At 70.5% G+C, this 18383-nt stretch carries 18 protein-coding genes; 8 read left to right on the forward strand and 10 right to left on the reverse strand.

Annotated features, from left to right (window positions below; genetic code table 11):
* Positions 1-47: 47 nt before the first annotated feature.
* Positions 48-677 (reverse strand): hypothetical protein, encoded by a 630-nt coding sequence (locus BIU89_RS15055; protein ID WP_139179235.1) that lies wholly within the window; start codon positions 675-677, stop codon positions 48-50.
* A 168-nt stretch (positions 678-845) separates the two neighbouring features.
* On the reverse strand, positions 846-1364 hold the full coding sequence (locus BIU89_RS15060) for a hypothetical protein (RefSeq protein WP_027466200.1): 519 nt from the start codon (positions 1362-1364) through the stop codon (positions 846-848).
* Between the two features lie 168 nt (positions 1365-1532).
* Here BIU89_RS15060 and BIU89_RS15065 point away from each other — a divergent pair, with 168 nt between their 5' ends.
* Genes BIU89_RS15065 through BIU89_RS18265 form a run of 3 tightly spaced genes read left to right on the forward strand, consistent with a single transcriptional unit; the run spans position 1533 to position 4093 of the window.
* Positions 1533-2138: a TetR/AcrR family transcriptional regulator gene (locus BIU89_RS15065; RefSeq protein WP_071247754.1), complete on the forward strand. Its 606-nt coding sequence runs from the start codon at positions 1533-1535 to the stop codon at positions 2136-2138.
* Positions 2139-2176: 38 nt separating this feature from the next.
* Complete coding sequence (locus BIU89_RS15070) at positions 2177-3733, forward strand: FAD-dependent monooxygenase (RefSeq protein ID WP_071247758.1); 1557 nt, start codon at positions 2177-2179, stop codon at positions 3731-3733.
* A 3-nt stretch (positions 3734-3736) separates the two neighbouring features.
* Entirely contained in the window at positions 3737-4093 is a 357-nt protein-coding gene (locus BIU89_RS18265) for a hypothetical protein (RefSeq protein ID WP_139179237.1), read from the forward strand.
* A gap of 100 nt (positions 4094-4193) precedes the next feature.
* On the opposite strand, the gene BIU89_RS15080 is transcribed toward BIU89_RS18265, so the two are convergent.
* The 3 genes from BIU89_RS15080 to BIU89_RS15090 form a co-directional block, all read right to left on the reverse strand.
* Positions 4194-5039, reverse strand: coding sequence for a hypothetical protein (locus tag BIU89_RS15080; protein WP_139179239.1), 846 nt, complete (start codon positions 5037-5039; stop codon positions 4194-4196).
* A 41-nt stretch (positions 5040-5080) separates the two neighbouring features.
* A complete protein-coding gene (locus BIU89_RS15085; RefSeq protein WP_071247764.1) occupies positions 5081-5506 on the reverse strand; it encodes a hypothetical protein in 426 nt (141 codons plus the stop codon).
* A gap of 240 nt (positions 5507-5746) precedes the next feature.
* Complete coding sequence (locus BIU89_RS15090; RefSeq protein WP_071247767.1) at positions 5747-6853, reverse strand: SGNH/GDSL hydrolase family protein; 1107 nt, start codon at positions 6851-6853, stop codon at positions 5747-5749.
* 169 nt (positions 6854-7022) lie between these two features.
* Here BIU89_RS15090 and BIU89_RS15095 point away from each other — a divergent pair, with 169 nt between their 5' ends.
* The 3 genes from BIU89_RS15095 (at position 7023) to BIU89_RS15105 (ending at position 9346) form a co-directional block, all read left to right on the forward strand.
* On the forward strand, positions 7023-7595 hold the full coding sequence (locus tag BIU89_RS15095; protein WP_071247770.1) for an ArsR/SmtB family transcription factor: 573 nt from the start codon (positions 7023-7025) through the stop codon (positions 7593-7595).
* Positions 7580-8857 carry an MFS transporter gene (locus tag BIU89_RS15100; protein ID WP_071247772.1) on the forward strand — a complete coding sequence of 426 codons (1278 nt, stop codon included), beginning with the start codon at positions 7580-7582 and terminating at the stop codon, positions 8855-8857. The genes BIU89_RS15095 and BIU89_RS15100 overlap by 16 nt, the downstream gene beginning before the upstream one ends.
* Before the next feature lie 135 nt (positions 8858-8992).
* Entirely contained in the window at positions 8993-9346 is a 354-nt protein-coding gene (locus BIU89_RS15105; RefSeq protein ID WP_139179241.1) for a hypothetical protein, read from the forward strand.
* A gap of 165 nt (positions 9347-9511) precedes the next feature.
* On the opposite strand, the gene BIU89_RS15110 is transcribed toward BIU89_RS15105, so the two are convergent.
* On the reverse strand, positions 9512-9898 hold the full coding sequence (locus BIU89_RS15110; protein WP_071247777.1) for a MerR family transcriptional regulator: 387 nt from the start codon (positions 9896-9898) through the stop codon (positions 9512-9514).
* 216 nt (positions 9899-10114) lie between these two features.
* Between BIU89_RS15110 and BIU89_RS15115 the strand changes: the two genes are divergently transcribed.
* Complete coding sequence (locus tag BIU89_RS15115) at positions 10115-11632, forward strand: SulP family inorganic anion transporter (RefSeq protein ID WP_071247780.1); 1518 nt, start codon at positions 10115-10117, stop codon at positions 11630-11632.
* A gap of 229 nt (positions 11633-11861) precedes the next feature.
* Here BIU89_RS15115 and BIU89_RS15120 read toward each other — a convergent pair whose 3' ends face one another.
* Genes BIU89_RS15120 through BIU89_RS15130 form a run of 3 tightly spaced genes read right to left on the reverse strand, consistent with a single transcriptional unit; the run spans position 11862 to position 16272 of the window.
* On the reverse strand, positions 11862-12395 hold the full coding sequence (locus BIU89_RS15120; protein WP_071247783.1) for a hypothetical protein: 534 nt from the start codon (positions 12393-12395) through the stop codon (positions 11862-11864).
* A gap of 38 nt (positions 12396-12433) precedes the next feature.
* Positions 12434-14941 (reverse strand): bifunctional lysylphosphatidylglycerol flippase/synthetase MprF, encoded by a 2508-nt coding sequence (locus BIU89_RS15125; RefSeq protein WP_139179243.1) that lies wholly within the window; start codon positions 14939-14941, stop codon positions 12434-12436.
* Positions 14938-16272, reverse strand: a complete 1335-nt coding sequence (locus tag BIU89_RS15130; protein ID WP_083404404.1) for an alpha/beta hydrolase — start codon at positions 16270-16272, stop codon at positions 14938-14940. Before BIU89_RS15130 ends, BIU89_RS15125 begins: the two co-directional genes overlap by 4 nt.
* 183 nt (positions 16273-16455) lie before the next feature.
* Here BIU89_RS15130 and BIU89_RS15135 point away from each other — a divergent pair, with 183 nt between their 5' ends.
* Entirely contained in the window at positions 16456-17148 is a 693-nt protein-coding gene (locus BIU89_RS15135) for an NUDIX hydrolase (protein WP_071247793.1), read from the forward strand.
* Here BIU89_RS15135 and BIU89_RS15140 read toward each other — a convergent pair.
* On the reverse strand, positions 17060-18289 hold the full coding sequence (locus BIU89_RS15140; RefSeq protein WP_071247796.1) for an ROK family protein: 1230 nt from the start codon (positions 18287-18289) through the stop codon (positions 17060-17062). The genes BIU89_RS15135 and BIU89_RS15140 overlap by 89 nt on opposite strands.
* Between the last annotated feature and the right edge of the window lie 94 nt (positions 18290-18383).

Raw genomic sequence — 18383 nt, forward strand, 5'->3', positions numbered from 1 at the left:
CACATCGCGGCGCTCGTGCCGGGACCGGCTCCTGTTCGCAGCAACAGCTAGATCCGGTCCAGGGACACCACCGTGACGACGATCGGCCACGCCTCACCGTCGAGCTGCACGTACCGCAGCCCGCGCGGCAGGGCTTGTCCGTCTTCGGACTCGACGACGACTCCCTGCAGCCCGATGAGGTGCCCGGAACCCCGGCTGTAGTGCACGCGATCACCGACGACGGGCATGATGATGGTGTCCGCCGCCAGCTCCTCTGCAGCGAGTTCCACGGTGAGAGGCCAAGACTCCGTGAGCACCTCGGCGAGCTGTGCCTCGAACACGCCGCGTTCGTCGAGCTCCGCGTCGCCCGCCTCGGGATCCATGATCCTCGCGACTGGCAGGATCTGCTGGCCGATCGTGCGCGCGACTCCGCATCCGATCGCGACACCCAGGCCGGCGAGGGACAGCCCCATGCCCGCCATCTCGAACCGCAACGGGACTGGCTCAGCAACGACCTGACGGAATCCGCCGTTCGAGCCGCCGGCGGTGTGCGCTCGCACGGCAGTCGCCTTCACCGCGCCGTGGAGTCGTGGCGTGACCGGAGCTGCTCGTGTCCACCGGAGATCACCGCCGAACTGCTCGCCGAGATGCTTCTTGAACGCAAGGGCGCCAGGCCGTCGCTCGTCGCAGTTGTCCATCGGGTCGCCTTCGGGTCGGCTTCTCGCAGCCTCGAGTCAGGCTGTTCCCGGACCGTACTGCCGGACCGTCGGCCCACACGACGGTTCCTCACCGATCTTGCGGTAACCAGCAAGGCCGATTCGGAGTTCGCGCCGGCGCAGTAGCCGTTGGCTCCGACCTCGGCCTCCTCAGCGGGCGGGCGCCTCTTCGTCGCGGCGGGCTCTTCGCCGCAGGACCTGACGGACCCCCGTGAGCACGGCGCCGCACACGACCGTGACGACGATGCCGATGGCCGTCCCGCCGGCCGATCCGCTTCCGTAGTTCGACCATGGCAGCCCGAGACCCCGCTGGAGCGCGGGGCCCAACACGAGGAGCACCCCGGCCGGAACGACGATGATCAGCAACGCGCGGCGGCCGCTCCAGGCGGGATGCAGCAGGATGACAGCGGCGGCCACGGCGACGACCGCCAGAGCACCGTAGATCCACGATGCGCCGGACATCCGCCAGCCGTCGTGCGCGAACCAGTCTTGGACTTCACGGACGGTGCGCGCCCACGCGTGCTGACCTCGGCCGTGCGTCGACGAGATGACGGGCAGTGGCCATCCGATGACGGCGAGAACTCCGGCGACCGCGCTCGCGACTCCGAGCACGACCACCCCGAACCGCGAACCGGCGCTGGGTGCAACGTCGAAGTCGGAGATGCCCAAGCGCAGGAGGCTACCGGGCGAGCGCAACGGTCGTTCCACTCGGGCACGCCGCTCTCGCCCGGGTCGATGAGTGTCTCGTGATCGACCGTCTGTGAAGCGATGCCCCGAGGTCCAGGTTGCCCATTGAGTAAATTTGCCCAATGGGCAAATATGTTCTAGTTTGGTGTCATGACAGACGAGGTCTCGTTCCGTGACCAGAAGAAGGCAGCGATCCGTGACGCGTTGAGCGTGACGACTGTGCTGCTCGCTCGGGAGCGGGGGCTCGACAACATCCGTGTCGAGGACATCGTCGGTCGGGTCGGAGTGTCGAGGCGGACGTTCGGGAACTACTTCTCGAGCAAGGAAGACGCGATCGCGGACCGCCACGTGCAACGCGTGCGCAGGGCAGCCGACGATCTGCTCCAGCGGCCACTCGAGGAGCCGTTGTGGGCTGCCATCACGGAGGCGCTGCTCGCGCCGTACGAGGCAGAAGAGACGACGACCCCGTCCCGGGAGGAGCAGAGCGGGCTGCTTGCAGTGCTGTCGACGCCGGGCATGCAGTCAGCCGTCGATCGAGGTGCTCGCGCAGCGAACGCAGTGTTCGCGGCCGCCGTCGCGGCGCGCTCAGACGCAGCACCGGAGGATCCCATTCCTGGCCTGGTGTCCGCCGCTGCGCTTTCGACCTTGTTGACAACGCTGGAGTCCTGGGCGGCGCGCGCGGAGCCACAACCCCTCCAGCCGTTCCTCCGAGCTGCGTTCCAAGTCCTCGGCGACGGTTTCGATCACCTCCGCTGACCACTGATCCCACACTCTTCGTCAGAAGGAAGACCATCATGTACGACGTCGTCATCGTCGGAGGCGGCCCCGTGGGCATCTTCGTCGCCTGCGAGCTGAAGCTCGCGGGTGTGAACCCCCTCGTCCTCGAACGCCTCCCCGAGATCAACCAATGGGACAAGGCGCACGGCTTGACCGGGCAGGTCGTCCGACTACTGGACCACCGCGGCTTGTTCGAGCGGTGTGCTGGGAGGGCCGTCCCGGAGCCGGCTCCGGGCTTCTTCTTCGGAGCGCTGCCATTGCCGCTCCACACGCTCGGCGACCGCAACCCGATGTACCTGCTCCACATCAACCAGCGCGACCTCGAGCGCGTGCTCAACGACCGCGCAGCAGAACTCGGTGTTGAGATCCGTCGCGGCGTCGAGATGCGCTCCTTCACCCAACAGGGCGACTCCGTCACCGTCGACGTTGTCGACGTCGCGAGCGGAGCAGAGAGCACCGTGTCGGCGCAGTACCTCGTGGGTAGTGACGGGGCGCGAAGCACTGTTCGGAAGCTCTCCGGTATCGGCTTCCCTGGCAACACCGACCACCACATCGTGGACCGCACAGCCCTGATCTCGCCAACTGAGCAGCTGACGCCCGCCGGCCCCGGGAAAGTGCACGTCGCGGGTCTGGGAGAGATCGCGGAGAGCTTCCACCGCACTGAAACCGGCGTCGTCACCATCGCCCTCCGTGACCCGGAGCACCCGCTGGTCTACACCGCGGAATGGGAGGACCAGCCTGACCGCAGCTTCCCCGGTGAGGGAGCAGCCATGACATTGCACGAGATGGAGGACAGCCTCGAGCGCGTCCTCGGCGTCCGTCTCGACCTCAACGCGCCGGCCGACGGTGAGCCGACGTTGCTGCGCCGTCTGACCGGTCGGAACACACGCGTCGCTGACCGCTATCGCGACCGGCGGATCTTCCTCCTCGGCGATGCCGCACACGTGCACTCTGCCGCAGGCGGACCCGGCCTGAACCTCGCGCTCCAGGACGCGGCGAACCTCGCCTGGAAACTCGCCGCCAGCCTCCACGGCTGGGCCCCCGCGAGCTTGCTCGACACCTACGAGACAGAGCGGCGCCCGCTCGGACAACGCGTCTTCATGCAGACCCAAGCGCAGACCGCGCTCATGGCGCCCGGCTCGGATGTCACCGCCCTCCGGAACCTCTTCGCCGAGATGCTCGCAGACACGACCACCGTGCAGCGCATCGCAGATCTCCTCGCCGGCTCGGACGTCCGCTACGACACGAGTCCCGCGAACCCAGACGGCCCCACCGGATGGTTTGCACCGTCACAACGGGTCGAACTCGCCGACGGGACCATCAGCAGAATCCCGGAACTGCTCCGCACCGCCCACCCCATCTTGGTCGACGCGACCGGCACGTACCGCGACACCATCGCTCCATGGAACGACCGCGTCGACTACGTGCCGCTTGCCGCAACGCACGAACAGACCTCGATGCTGATTCGGCCCGACGGATTCGTCGCCTGGTCCCACAGCGACCCCGCCTCCCTCACAGAGGCACTCGCCGCCTGGTTCGGAACACCCGAACACGGCTCTACCGGAACGGTGTAACGCGTGAACCTCGACGTGATCGGAGCCGCGATCGTCTCGATCAGCGGCGCGCTCTTCGCGACAGCTTCGATCTGGTGCCTGATCGGCCTTTTCCTCAGAACACGAGCAATGCCTGTGCTCCCAGCAGCTTCCAGAGCCCACCTGTTCACGTCGGCATTGACGGTCTTCGCCGGGCTCGTGGTCCACATCATCGGCTTCTTTCCCGAAGCCTTCGTGCTCATCTACGGAGGCGCGACGTCGATGCTCGTCGCCGCCTTCTTCGCACGTACGACGGAACGGCCCGCGCCCGGCCGGGTCGCGGGGCCGGCCCTGCTCACGGCGGGCGGGATCGTCGTGCTCACCATCGGGCTGCTCATCTAACCGCTGAACAGTCACAAGCGCGCGAAAGTAAAGAGCGAGCGAGCGAGCGAGCGAGCCCGTGACCGTCCCGTAGCCGATTCCTCACCGGGGTCTGGTCGCCTCAGAGCTCTGACGTCGGCTGTCGGCGGGGGTTGAGGAGATCGCCGTCCCAGCTCAGGTCGTCGTCTTCGTGCACCTCGAAGGCCTCGAAGTGATCGTCCGCGAGGATGCTGTCGACGAGTGCGCGTGAGCCGGCGACGATCGTCGAGTCCCAGTCTTCCTCGGAAGCGACGACCCAGGTGTGATCCCCGGGCCAGATCAGCGACGTGTAGGGCCCTTCCTGCTGGGGGCGACTGCATCCCCATCCGGGGACGGAGCGCTGCGCCCACGATGGGTCAGCAAGCTCGCGCAGGCTCGAGCTGAACAACCACATGTCCCGACCGGGCCACGGCATCTGCATGCGAGCCCGCGCGCGTGTGTTCCGGCCTCCCTCGGCCCATGGCGGGTTGCCGGTGCCTTCCCAAGCTCCGATGACCAGATTGTCCGGGGTCCGTGTCGCGGCCCGCAGGTGCGTGGTCAGGACCGCGAGGTCCTCCGGGTCGAACCACCCATCGTCCGACTGACCGACACTCCACCCATCGGACCAGTCCCTCGTCTGCTCGTCATCGCTGATGCGGAACCACTGCACCAGGGGATGCATCACCCGGCCGTTACGACGCGCAACCTCAGCCCACCGCCAACGCGTGTGCTCAACATCGACGGGATTGCCCCACTCGTCGACCGTGTTCGGGTCAGTACGGTGCGCATCCACCGGGTGCAGCAGCCGCGCGTACGCCTCGAAGCCCGTGCCAGCGACACCGCCGACGGTCGCCCATCGACCGGCTCGCTTCACGAGCCAGTCACCTCGCAGGGCTTCGGTCAGCAGGAGCACATGCATCAGCATCCCACGGTGAACGCCTTCACTCACGAGAAGCAGTCTCCGAAGACCATCCGCAACCGGAACCGCCGCTACTCCCCCACGTCCGAGCATCTCGGCAACGCCGCGATGTCCGTGCACCCGTACTCGCTCCACCCACCCTGGCCGTAGGTGTCGTACGCCGCAGTCGACGCCACCGTGGCCCCTGCACCAGCCGTCCGGACGAAGGACGGGGTCGGATCACCCTCGGTCGTCCACCGGACCCACTGGAGCGAGGCCACCTCGCCCGCTTCGCTCGCGTCCTGCAGGCACCTCAGGCTCTCAGCGGGGAGCGCACCGTCGGCTTCGAGCTCCACGTCACCGCAGTCGGTACCGCTCGGGTTGCTGACCCACTCGGGCGCATCGGCGAGTGTGCGGGCGGATGCGATGGGGTCAGCTGGCTGCTCGCTGCACGCCGACAGGAGCGGCAGCGCGACCAGCGCGAGTCCGGCGGCGGCGAGGACGAGTGGCTTCTGCACAGGACGAGCATGGCTCAACGCGACGCCCTGCCGGGTCACGGTCCGACGACATGTCGAGCGCTGGCGACCTGACGCCCGGTGGTCCACACGAGACGGACGGGAGGTGGGCCCCACCAGCCGGTACCGGCGCACCGCGCCAGCGGAGTGACGGCCGAGCCTGGAGGGACGGTGCCAGCTGGCACCGGGCCTCCCGTCCGCCTGCTGGTCGCGTCGACGACGCGACGAACAGGCGCTGGTGCGTCAGCGCGATCGGACGATCGCGGCCTTGGTCTGGTCACGCAGGTACGCGACGCCGGCGGCGTTCGGGTGGAGTGCGCCGAACAGGATGCTGTACTTCGTACCGGCCAGCGGCGTGCTGTTCGCGGCGGTACCGCGATCGGTCAGGGTGAGTCCTGCCATCCAGGCGGAACCCGACGCAGCACAGGGCGTGTGCGCGGCAGAGCCCTGGAGCGTCGAGACGTAGGTGAAGCCACGAGCCTGCGCCGCAGCCTTCACCGCTGCGTCGAGCGCGTTCTGGGTGCGGTGGAAGTAGGCGGTGTCGGTCGCGGTGAAGGGGAACGCGTTCTGCGGGAACGGCGGCTCGAGTCCGGAGTCGCCGAGGAGGCTCGAGAAGCACCCCTTCGGGGACTGCGCCGAGCCCGGCGCGATCATCGGGTAGCCGACGACGAACACCTTCGCCCGCGGCGCACGCTGCGCGATCACACGGAACGTCTGCGCGAGCCGTGGCGCGACCGTGTTGTGGATGCGCGCTGCGAGACGGTCCCGCTCGACGCCGTGCACGACTGGTGCGTAGTAGTCCTTGCAGTGGTCGTAGGTCTTGCCGTGGATCTCCGAGAACACCGGGCCGTCCTTGTCCAGCGCGACGCAGTTCGAGATGACGTCGGTGAAGCCCAGGTCGTTCCCGCCGATCGACACCGTGACGACGTCCGTGTCCTTGGACAGCGCGTCGGCCTGGACGGGCGCGGTGGCACTGCCGACACCGGTCGCCTGCGGGACCCGGGTGATGTTGCCGGTGGTGGCACCGGAGCAGGCGCGGTCATCGAGCCGGAGACCCAGGGATGCCGCGACCTGGTGCGGGTAGTCGGTGGTGGACTGGAAGCAGCCGGCCGCCGGACCCGAGCCGTAGGGGGCGACGCCGAAGCCGCCCGCGTACGAGTCACCGAGGGCCACATAGCTGTCACCGCGGGACGGCGAGGACACGGCGGCCACGGACTGGGCGGGCGCCGCGCCGTCGGCGTTGGCCGCGGAGACGGGCCCGGCTGCCCCGACAGCGAGCGCTGCCGCCGTCAGGACGCCACTGGTGATCAGCAGCGCGTTGGTCCGGCGGAGGCGAGGAGCGTGACGCATGGAGCAGGTTCCTTCCAGAGGTCCATTCGACAGACGATCGTCTGACAAGTAGACGGTAGGTCGGCGGGACGCCCCGCGCCATGAGAGGGCCACAAGGTGCGGAGGTCGCACGACGACGCCGAACACTGGGCGAACTCCACAAGACTTCTTGTGCATGTAGGGTTGCACCATGACCCAAGGACGGATCGACGACCCCGCCCAGATGCGCGCCCTCGCTCACCCGACGCGCCTGCGCATCCTCGGCCTATTGCGTGCGAGCGGCCCGCAGACCGCTGCGACGATCGGTGAGGTGATCGACGAGGCGCCGGGCACGATCAGCTACCACTGCACCCGACTCGCCGCCGCGGGCTTCATCGAACCCACTCCCGACGCGGGCACGGACCGCCGTGAGCGCTGGTGGCGAGCCGCACACGACGCCTCCGTGTGGGAGCTTGCCGAAGCGCTCGACGACCCGGAGCGGTTGCTCGCGACGAACGCCCTCGACCACGCGGTCGCCCGCGTGTACGCCGCGAACTACGAGGCCTTCGTCGACCTCGCGCCGACGCTCGGACGCGAGTGGGTGTCGGCGTCCTCGAGCTCGGACCGCGTGCTCCGCCTGACGGCAGCCGAGCTCCAGGACATGGGCGAGGAACTCCGCGGCGTCGTGGACCGCTGGGCCGGTGTCGCTGCCGAGCACCACGCCGGGGACGGCTCTGAGCAGGTCTTCGTGCTGAACCAGGCGTACCGATGGCCGCGCGCCTGAGCCCCCGCGCGCAACTGCGCGCACTGCTCGCGGTGCAGGTGGTGTCGCGCATCGGGAACGTCGTCACCACCATCACCGTGCCGTTCGCCGTCCTCGCGCGTGGCGGCTCCGCCACCGACGTGGGCATCGCCGCGTTCATGGCGACGGTGCCGATCGTGCTCGGCGGTCCGTTCGGCGGCGCCCTCGTGGAGCGGGTCGGGTTCGTCCGCTCGAGTGTCGCGTCCGACGTCATCAGCGGGCTCACCCTGCTCGCGATGCCGGTGCTCGCCTGGACCGTCGGTCTGCCGTTCTGGGCGCTCCTCGCGCTCGTGTTCGTCAGCGGGCTGTTCGACACCCCGGGTGAGTCCGCCCGACGGGTGCTCCTGCCGGGGCTCGCGACCGCGGCAGGCGTGCCGCTCGAACGCGCCGTCGGCCACTTCGAGGCGTCGTCACGGTTGTCGGTGCTGATCGGTGCGCCCCTCGGTGGGACCCTGGTCGCCGTCCTCGGTCCGATGCCGGGCCTGGCCTGCGTGGCGATCACCTTCGGGGCAGCCGCGCTGCTCACGGCGCTCACGGTCCGCGGCGCGGTGGCGCCGGTCGAGTCAGGCGAGCCCGTGGAGTCGCAGGGGTACTGGCGCGACATCGCCGACGGGTTCCGGTTCTGCGTCCGCGATCCCCTGTTCCGGCTCGTGGTCGCGCTGGTGCTCGTGACGAACCTGCTCGACGCCGCACGCTCGACCACGCTCCTCCCGCTCTACGCCGACCAGCAGCTCGGCGGCGCGCAGGCACTCGGGCTCGTCACCGGCGTCTTCGGGGGTGCGGCGTTCCTCGGCTCCGTCGCCTTCGGGTACGTGGCGCACCGCGTGCCACGACGGTTGGTCTTCACCCTGTGCTTCGTCCTCGCCGGTGGGCCGTCACTGGTCGTCCCGGCGCTCGGGCTCGGCCTGCCGTGGATGCTCGCGTCCGCCGCGCTCTCCGGGCTCGCGGCCGGTTCGATCAACCCGATCCTCGGAGCCGTCGAGCTCGAGCGGATCCCGGAGCACATGCGCGCGCGGGTGTTCGGCCTGCTCGGTGCCGGCGCGTGGGCGGGCATCCCCGTCGGCGGCCTGGTCGCCGGGCTCGCTGCCGACGGCGTGGGGGTCGAGGCCACCTTCGCCGTCGTCGCGGTCGTGTACACGGTCGTGACGCTCACGCCGCTGCTCGGCGGATCGTGGCGGCTCATGGAACGCCGCTCGGAACCGGCACCAACCGTGCTCAGTGACTGTCGGTCATCCCGCTGCTGACGTAGGAGGAGCCCACCGTGTCGTCGGTGAGCGTGCAGTTGTACATGGTTGCACCACTTTCCGTCCAGAGAGGCCCTCATCCGTGAGCTCGGGATCGCTTCGTTCGCCTGGTTCCGTGAGGCGGTCGCTGAGCGGGTGGACCTCTCTGAGAACGCTCCGGGAAAGCTCCTCCGCGCCTACGTCCGCGCTGTCTGCGACCTCGTCGCCGATGACCGGGATCCGGGGACCTCTCTGTCGCTGTGGCTTGCGCTCTCGACCGAGCCGAGCATTGCCGCACTGCTCACCGATGACATCGACTACTGGGATCGGGAGCTGGCGCTCGATGGCCTGGACGCTGCAACGATCACGGCCGTGCAGATGGCAGCGGACGGGATCAACGTCATGGCCGTGGTCGCTCCAGATCGGGCCAGGTCCAGGGTGGCGACCCTGCGTCGCACGTTGCTCGAGCGCACCATGACCGCTGAGGGCGGAATCGGGCCAGTCGCCTAGGGCTCACACGGGGACAGTACCGACGCCACGGACTCACGCCGTCTGACCGCCCGGGTCTCACCAGCCGGTCGTTCAACGAACAACCACGGTCTGAACAGCCTGCTGCGCATCTCCGCGGCTCTGCTCGCAGATTCCGCTCCGCGCTTGGTGTCTGCTGCTGATCGATCAGTGTCGTCGCAGGATGCCGAGGAACTCGTCCGCCCAGTCGAGGTTGCGGGCGAGCTTTGCTCGGCGATCCTCGGTGTTCACGATGTACGCGTCGAGCTGCGCCTGAAGCCGGTCGCGCGCAGTGCCGTCCGCCGTCTGGAGCCCGTCGACGATGCTGAGGAGTTCGGCCATCTGCTCGAGGGAGTAGCCGAGGGGCTTCATCCGGCGGATCACGAGGAGACGCTGCAGGTCGTCGTCGGAGTAGAGCCGGAAGCCGCCCTCGGTCCGGCCGGTGGGATGGAGGAGGCCGACGTCGTCGTAGTGGCGCACGGTCCGGATCGACAGACCGGTCCGCTCGGCGAGTTCACCGATGCGCATCGTCGATGCACCTGCCGCGTCCGTCACTGCTGCCACCTTCCGCCCGGCTGCCCGGTCCTGACCGATCGTACCGACCCTTGCGCAGCAACCCTTCCGTTGCGTTAGAGTCGGACAGGACCAACTCTTCCGCAACGGAAGATTCGGGTTCCCGGTTCGTTCCCCCGCGGCCGGCGTGCGCGACGCAGCGCCCCACGACATTCCCCTGCGGGCGCGGAGCGTCCGCCCCCTCATCGAAGGAGAACCGTGACAACGGTCACGCCCGCACCAGCTCAGGTGCACACCAGCCCCACCGTCCTGTCCGCACTGAAGAGCCCGCGCCTGCTGACCCGTGAGGCCCTCGCCGGCCTGGTGGTCGCCCTCGCGCTGATCCCGGAAGCGATCTCGTTCTCGATCATCGCCGGCGTCGATCCCCGCGTCGGGCTGTTCTCGGCGTTCGTGATGGCCGTCGTCATCTCGATCGTCGGAGGCCGTGCCGCGATGATCTCCGGTGCGACCGGCGCCATCGCCCTCGTCGTCGCCCCGGTGATGAAGGAGCACGGCATCGACTACCTGATCGCCACCGTCCTGCTCGGCGGCGTGTTCCAGCTCATCCTCGGCGGGCTGGGAGCTGCGAAGCTGATGCGGTTCGTGCCCCGGTCGGTGATGGTCGGGTTCGTCAACGCGCTCGCGATCCTGATCTTCACCGCTCAGTTGCCCAACATCATCGGCGTCGACTGGCTCGTCTGGCCAATCACCATCGTCGGCATCGCGATCATCGTGCTCCTGCCCCGGCTCACCAAGGCGATCCCGGCGCCGCTGGTCGCGATCGTCGTCCTGACCCTCGTCACCGTGCTCGCGTCCATCGCGATCCCGACCGTCGGCGACGAGGGCAAGCTCCCCGACAGCCTGCCGACGCTGTTCATCCCGAACGTCCCGCTGAACCTCGAGACGCTCACGATCATCGCCCCCTACGCCCTCGCCATGGCCCTCGTCGGGCTCCTCGAGTCCCTGATGACGGCAAAGCTCGTCGACGAGGTCACCGACACCGGCTCACGCAAGACCCGCGAAGCCATCGGGCAGGGCATCGCCAACATCTGCTCAGGATTCATGGGCGGCATGGGTGGTTGCGCGATGATCGGCCAGACGATGATCAACGTCAAAGCATCCGGCGCCCGCACCCGCATCTCGACGTTCCTGTCCGGGGTGTTCCTGCTCGTGCTCGTCGTCGGGCTCGGCGACGTCGTCGCGGTCATCCCGATGGCCGCGCTCGTCGCCGTGATGGTCATGGTCTCCGTCGGCACCTTCGACTGGCACAGCATCAAGCCCTCCACCCTCAAGCGCATGCCCGTCGGGGAGACCATCGTCATGGTCCTCACCGTCGTGATCGTTGTCGCGACCGACAACCTCGCCATCGGCGTGATCATCGGTGTCATCGCGGCGATGGTCGTCTTCGCCCGCCGGGTCTCGCACTTCACCTCCGTGACCCGCAGCATCGAGACCGCCGACAGTGGTGAGCAGCACGCGATCTACTTGGTCGAGGGTGAACTCTTCTTCGCATCGAGCAACGAACTCACCACACGGTTCGACTACGTCGGCGACCCCGAACTCGTCGTCATCGACATGAACCGGTCGCACGTGTGGGACGCCTCCACCGTCGCCGCCCTCGACTCGATCGAGACGAAGTACCACGCGCACGGCAAGCGGGTCGACATCCGCGGGATGAACGACGCCAGCCGGGCATTCCACGCGCGCCTCGCCGGAAACCTCGGCGCCGGTCACTGAGTCACGCACCTCCGCCCGGCCCCTCCAGCCGGTACCGGCGCACCGCGCCAGCGGGGTGACGGCCGAGCCTGGAGGGACGGTGCCAGCTGGCACCGGGCCTCCCGTCCGCCCTGGGATCGCGTCGACGACGTATCAGTCTTCCCAGGGCCAGTACGGCCGCCAGGTCTCGCGGCCCCTGTTCGTCAACACGCTGACCTCCACCGGCCCCCGGATGCCTGACGACCGGGGATCAGCCGCCGCTGCGCTCCCGACGACGCACCCGAAGGGTGCCGATCCCCTGCACGATGCAGACGACACCGCTCGCGACGACGATGACCCCGGTCACGATCCGGCCGATGGAGACCCCACCGAACAGCAGCGGGGCGACCGCGACAGCGATGAAGACGGCGCCCATCACGATGACGACGACCGGGTTCTGGGCGATGAAGAACCGGCGCCCACCGTTCGCTTCGGCGATCGCGCGGTCCCGAGCACGAGGGACGGCGTCGGGCGACCGACCTGCACGGCGGTCTGCACGCCGTCGCCGGCTGCGCAGGACCAACCAGACCGCGGCGCCGATGACGACGGCCGCTCCGATCGCGAGCCATTCGACGATGTGGAAGGACCCGAAGACGATCACCAGGACGAACCCGACCGCGATGCCCACGAACATGTCCGTGGTCATCCGGTCGGTCCGGCCGTCGCCACTCGTGACGTACCCGGGGCGGCGTTCGTACGGATCGTGCTCGTCCACGGCCGGTCCGTCGGCCCGTTCGGTTCCCATGCTCCGAACGTACCGACGGCGGTCGGAACCCGTCCGGGTCAGCCCACTCGTTCCGCCGGCGGCTCGGCCCGGACTCCGCGTGCCGGACGCCGCTCCCGCACGATCGCCACCGCCTGGCGCAGCGACAACCCCGGCAGGTAGGTACGGACGATCGCGACGCCGATGGTGGGCAGCGCCACCGGGTCCGGGTACGCCATCACCAGGGGGTGCAGGTCGGGCCCGAACTTCGCCTTGAAGCGCAGCAGGGAACGGAACCCGTAGACGGGCTCGAGCGCACCGCCGACGACGTCGAGGACCGATTCGACGCCGCTCCGGCCGGAGCCCTGCGGTTCCGCCGAGGACGCGAGCGGGGCCGCGGACAGGCTGAGACGCTCGGCACCGTCGACGCGCATCCGGTCGACCGCACTCGCGACCAGGAACTCCATCACACCGTTCGGGGCGTCCGGCGCACGGCGCATCACGTCGAGCGTCCACCCGACCACCTGCCCGGCACGGTACGTGGGGAGCCAGCTGGTGACGGCGAGGACGGTGCCGTCCTCGCTCAGGGCGACGAGCGTCCGGACGGCGGGGTCGCGCATCTCGTCGATGCCGCCGAGGGTGAACCCCATCTCCGGCAGTTCGCGCTCGGCGACCCACTCCTCCGAGATCGCCTCGATCTGGCGCGTGACCGATCCGGGCAGCGAGGCCCAGTCCGACCAGAGCGCGGTGGTGCCGGACCGTGCGGCCTTGTTCACGGCCGTGCGGACGTCCTGCTTGCGCTTGCCCGTCGTGGTCCAGGTGCGCGGGTCGAGGTCGGCGTCCTCGGCCACGGGGAGCGTCGTCCAACCGAGTCGTGCGAGTGCAGCACCGAGAGTGGCGTCGATGCCGTAGAAGACGGGCGTCCAGCCGTGGTCGTCCGCGGCCCGTGCGAAGCCCTCGAGTGCCGCGAGCCGCGCGTCCTCGTGTCCGAAGGGGCCGCCGGTCGTCACGGCCACGCTCCCGGTGCGGTGGTAGGCGACCCCGGCTCGGCCGTCCTCGGTGAACCAGTACTCGTTGCCGGGCCACGTCGTCATCCACCCGAAGGTGTCACCGCCGCCGGCGACCAGGAGCGCCCGAGCAGCCGCCCGCGCGGCGTCCTGCCCGTCGAGGTCACTGTCCGAGCGTCCGGCACCGGTCGGCCGGACCGCGGCGATCGCCACCGCGAGCCACAGGAGCGGGCCCGAGATGCCGACGACGAACCGCAGCGCCGGCTCGGCTTGTCCGAGGTGCGTGGGCAGGGTCACGGGGGCGATCGGACCGAGCACGGCGAGCGCCAGGTGGAGGGGCTCCCGCACGCTGTCGCCCGAAGCCACGGCGACGCCGACGACGACGACCGCGAGCACCAGGGCCGCGCCCGCGATCGTGACGGCGAAGGTCAGCAGTCGTCGCCGGTCGGTCCGGACAGGGAAGTCCGCGCGGCGCAGGACGAGCACCACGGCGGTGGCGATCGGCACCAGCACCGACGCGATGAGCGAGAGCGAGACCTCGAGGTGGTCAGACGCCAGACGCTGCACGACGGCATGGTGCCGCTCGGGCAGCACCCCGTACGAGACGGCGGTCGCGAGGCCGGTGACCAGGTCGACGGTCACGACGAGCCACAGCGCGAACCGACTGCCACGCCGGAGGCCCACCGCACCGACCGCCAGGACCACGAGCGGCATCACGGCCAGCAGCGACTGGAACAGGCCGTGCGGGTGCACCGCGGCGAGCGCTCGGACGCAGCTGGCGGTCACCCCGGTCACCGAGCAGTGCGGCATCCGTCCGGTCGGCCCGGTGTCGAGCACCACGGCGAGCGGGGCGAGCAGCCCGAGTTGAGCACCGGTGACGAGCGCGAGGACGGGGCCGACCGCCGACACGGTGACCGCGGCCACCAGCAGCACGCGGGTCTCGCGTGAGGAGCTCCGGGTCCAGCCGCTCCGTACCGGTGACCGTCGCAGCACGCGGCCGAGCACCAGGCCGACGACCAGGGCGAGCGCCGCGTGCAGGTCGGACGCGTGTCCGGCGTAGAGCAGCAGCGCGGCGACGACGGCGATCGACACGACCCGGATCCGGCGTCGCCACAGGGCGCCGGCGAACGCGCTCGCGGTGACGATGGTCCCGACGATCCAGGTCCAGGGGCCGACGTGTCCCAGGTGCACGAGGAAGCCGGGGTTGGCCGGGGCTCCGTCGAACAGCTGGAGCACGGCACCGAGGCCGGTCCCCACGACGGTCGTGACGACCATCGCGAGCAGGGTGCGCCGCCAGCCGAGCAGCCGTTCGGACGCGCCGGTGCACACCACGACGGCGATGAAGGTGACGAGGAACCCGACGACGCTGGACGTCACCGCGACCACGCCGAGCGGACCCATCGTCCCGCCCAGGGTGTCGGGCGTCCGTCCGTCGAGCGCGCCGACGCAGCGGAGCACCACGGCGGCGATGCCGGCGACGACGGTCAGGGCCGAGACGACACTCGTCAGCGGGTACCGACGGGCCACCGGCACGAGTCGCCCCGGGGTCGCCCACGCGAGGGCCGCGGCCACTGCGCTCACCGGAGGCCCATGTGCGCGATCACGCCGGGCATCCCCACGCGCAGGGCGTAGCGCACGGTGTTCCAGTCGTGGGCGGAGCCCTCGGACACCAACAGTCGGGTCTGCATCCCCGCGGCGTCCGCAGCTGCGCGGAGCGCCGTGGTCGAGGCGACGTAGGGGTCGTCCTCGCTGCCGTAGGCGAAGACGGTCAGGTGCCCCGGGTACGGCCCGTGCGCCCGCATGATCGCCCGCGGTGCCGCTGCGGCGTAGCGGCTGGCGGAGCCGCCGAACCCCACCTGGATGCTGTGCTGGACGGAGCCGCTCAGGGGTGCGAGCTCGCTCGAGATCGCGAAGGTCGTGCCGAACACGTCGGGGTGCGCGGCGGAGAACTGCATGGCGCACGTCGCGCCCTGCGAGAACCCGACGATGCCCCAGGCGGAGGGCGCTGCCCCGACGCGCAGGTGCTGCCGGATCCAGTTCGTGGTGTCGGTCATGATGTACGTCGCGGAACGGCCGAGGGGCGAGTCGACGCACATCGGGTTCCGGCCCGGTGCCCCGAGTTGGTCCGGCGCGACGACGATCGGGGCCAGTCCGTGGTGAGCCTCGGCGAACGCGTCCATCACCGCCCCGAGCTGACCGGCCTGGAACATGTCGCTCGGCTGGCCGGGTTGTCCGGCCAGGCTGATCAGGACCGGCAGGGTCGGCGGTCGCTCGGTCAGGGCAGCGGGCGGCAGGTACACGTCCGCAGGCCGCGCGTGGAAGTGGGAGACGGTCGACGGGATGGCGACGGAGAGCACCTTCCCTCGTCGCGGCATGTCGGCGGGCGCCCGCCAGGTGGCCGGGTCGACCACCGGACTGGAGGCGCGCCCCACCCCCGTCTCGTGTGCCAGCGGACCGGACGGGTACGGATCGGTCGTGACGGCCTGCTCGATCGTGCGGTACGCCCCGAAGTCGACGTTGACGCCGAGGACGGCGGCCAGGGCCACCGCCACCGCCGCGAGCACGCCGAGCACGCGGCGGACCCAGCCGCCCTGCACGACCGTCACGACGAGCAGGCCGACGGCGCCGAAGGCCAGGGCCACCCACATCCGGGTGATAGGGGTGAACGACACCCCGTACAGGTCCTGGACGTCCCCGAACCACCACACCGCGACCAGGCCGATCACGGCACCGACGGCCACGCCGCCGAGCCGCCAGACCACCAGCCCGCGGACCGGATGCCGGGAGCGACGACCGAACGCCGGCAGCAGCGCGGCGACGGCGAGGAGCCCCGCGGCGACGTCCACCGGGACGAGCACGGACGGTGCGACGACGGCGACGTGGAACAGGGGTCGGAGCAGATCGTGGAACATGGGGCCTCCCGGCGGACGGTGCAATCGTGGCGTCGGCCCGCTGCGAACGGGGCACCGACGCGCTTCCGGTTCGCACAGTTCCCACCTGTGCGGCTCCCAGGCAGTGCTCGAACAACCCCCAGCGAACCGTCCGGAGCGACGGGCCCGCCGGACCTCTCGGTGGCGCACACCTAGGGTGAACGGGTGACGCACGACGGATCGGTACGGGCTGCCCTCGCGGCGGTCGCAGCGGACGGCTGGGGTGACGGTGGGCCGCTCGTCGAACCCGGCAGTACGGCCTCGCCACGACGGGCCGCGGTCCTGATGCTCTTCGGCGCGCTCGACCACACGCCGAGCGACCGACCGGCAGCAGCACCCGGGGTCCCGCGGGACCTCGACGTCCTGCTCCTCGCCCGGGCCACGACCCTGCGGGCGCACGCCGGCGAGGTCGCGTTCCCCGGCGGACGCATCGACCCCGGTGACGCGGACGCCGTCGCCGCCGCACTCCGCGAGGCACAGGAGGAGACGGGGCTCGACCCCGCCGGCGTCGAGGTGCTCGGCACCCTGCCGGCCGTGCCCCTGGCGTTCTCGAACCACCTGGTCCGGCCCGTCATCGGCTGGTGGCGCGACCCCTCACCGATCCGCGTCGTCGACGAGCACGAGTCGGCGGCGGTGTTCCGGGTCCCCGTGGCCGACCTGCTCGACCCGGCGAACCGCGGCGTGACCGTGATCCGCCGCAGTGGTCAGGAGTGGCGCGGACCGGCGTTCACGATCGAGGCCGACGGGGACGAGCACCTGGTGTGGGGCTTCACCGCGATGCTGCTGGATGCGCTGTTCGACCGACTCGGCTGGACGGAACCGTGGGACCGGAGCCTCGAGGTGCCGCTGCCCGACTGAGCACCGGGAACGACAGCGGGTCGGCACGCACCGCGTCGACCGCGTGGGCCACGGCCCCGATGACCACGACATCGGCCCCGAGCGACGACGCGACGAGTTCCGGCACCGGGTCGAAGTGCCCCTTCGCGAGCAGGTCGCGCGCACGGTCGATGACCGCGACCGCCGGCTGGGCGATCGCGCCGGCGACCACGACGCGGTCGATGTCGAGCAGGCTCGCGAGCAGGATGCAGACCCGGGCCAGGCGGTCGCCCAGGCGGTCGACGATGGTGCGCGCGACCGGATCACCGCTCCGCGCGGCCGCGAACACCAGGGCAGCGTCGCCGGCGAGTGCGGCGTCCGCGGGGATGTGCCCGGCGGCGACGGCGTCGGCCACGAAGGTGCGGGCGACCGCGCCGATGCCGTCGGAGGAGCCGACACCCTCGACGAGTTCGAGCACCCGCATCTCCCCGGCACCGCCGTGGGCACCGCGCAGCAGGACCCCGTCGACGACGAGGCCTGCGCCGAAGCGCTCGCCGGACAGCAGCGCCGCGAACGAGGCGTCACCCGAGGACGGCCGCTCGGCGAGCGCGGCGAGGTTCGCGTCGTTCTCGACGAGCACCCGCCCGTCCGGCACGGCGTCGGCGAACCCCGGGTTCATCCGGACCCAGAAGCCGCCGTCGTCGGGCGAGGCCCCGGCGGCGTCGACCGGCGCCGGGATGCCCACGACGGTGACCAGGACCCGGGTGCGGTCGACGTCGGCCGCGGCGAGGGCGGCGGCCACGGTGTCGGCGAGGACCCCGAGTCGCACGAGCACGTCGAGGCCCGATGCACCCAGCGACCCCTCGGCACGACCGAGCACCGTGCCGCGCAGGTCGGCGACGAAGGCCGTGACCCGGTGCTGGCCGGCGTCCACACCGACGACGACCCCGGCGACCGTGTCGAGCTCGTAGCGGCGAGCCGGGCGTCCCATCCGGTACTCCCCCGCGGCGCGGGCGTCGTCGAGCTCGCGGAGCCAGCCGAGCCGCACGAGCTCCTCGGCCGCCCCGAGCACGGTCGACCGGGTCAGGCCGGTGGCGTCGATCGCCTCGGTCGCGGTGAACGCCGACGAGTCGAAGGCGTACGCGAGCAGCGTCTCTGCGCTCGTTCCACGGGGTGGCGGCATGTCGTGACCCTATCGCGCGACGAGTTCCTTGCGGAATTAGATTTTCTCGCTACATTTAGTTCCGCGGGCAGCATCGGAGCCGCTCGCGGGACGG

The organism is Curtobacterium sp. MCBA15_005, from assembly GCF_001864855.1.
GTDB lineage: Bacteria > Actinomycetota > Actinomycetes > Actinomycetales > Microbacteriaceae > Curtobacterium > Curtobacterium flaccumfaciens.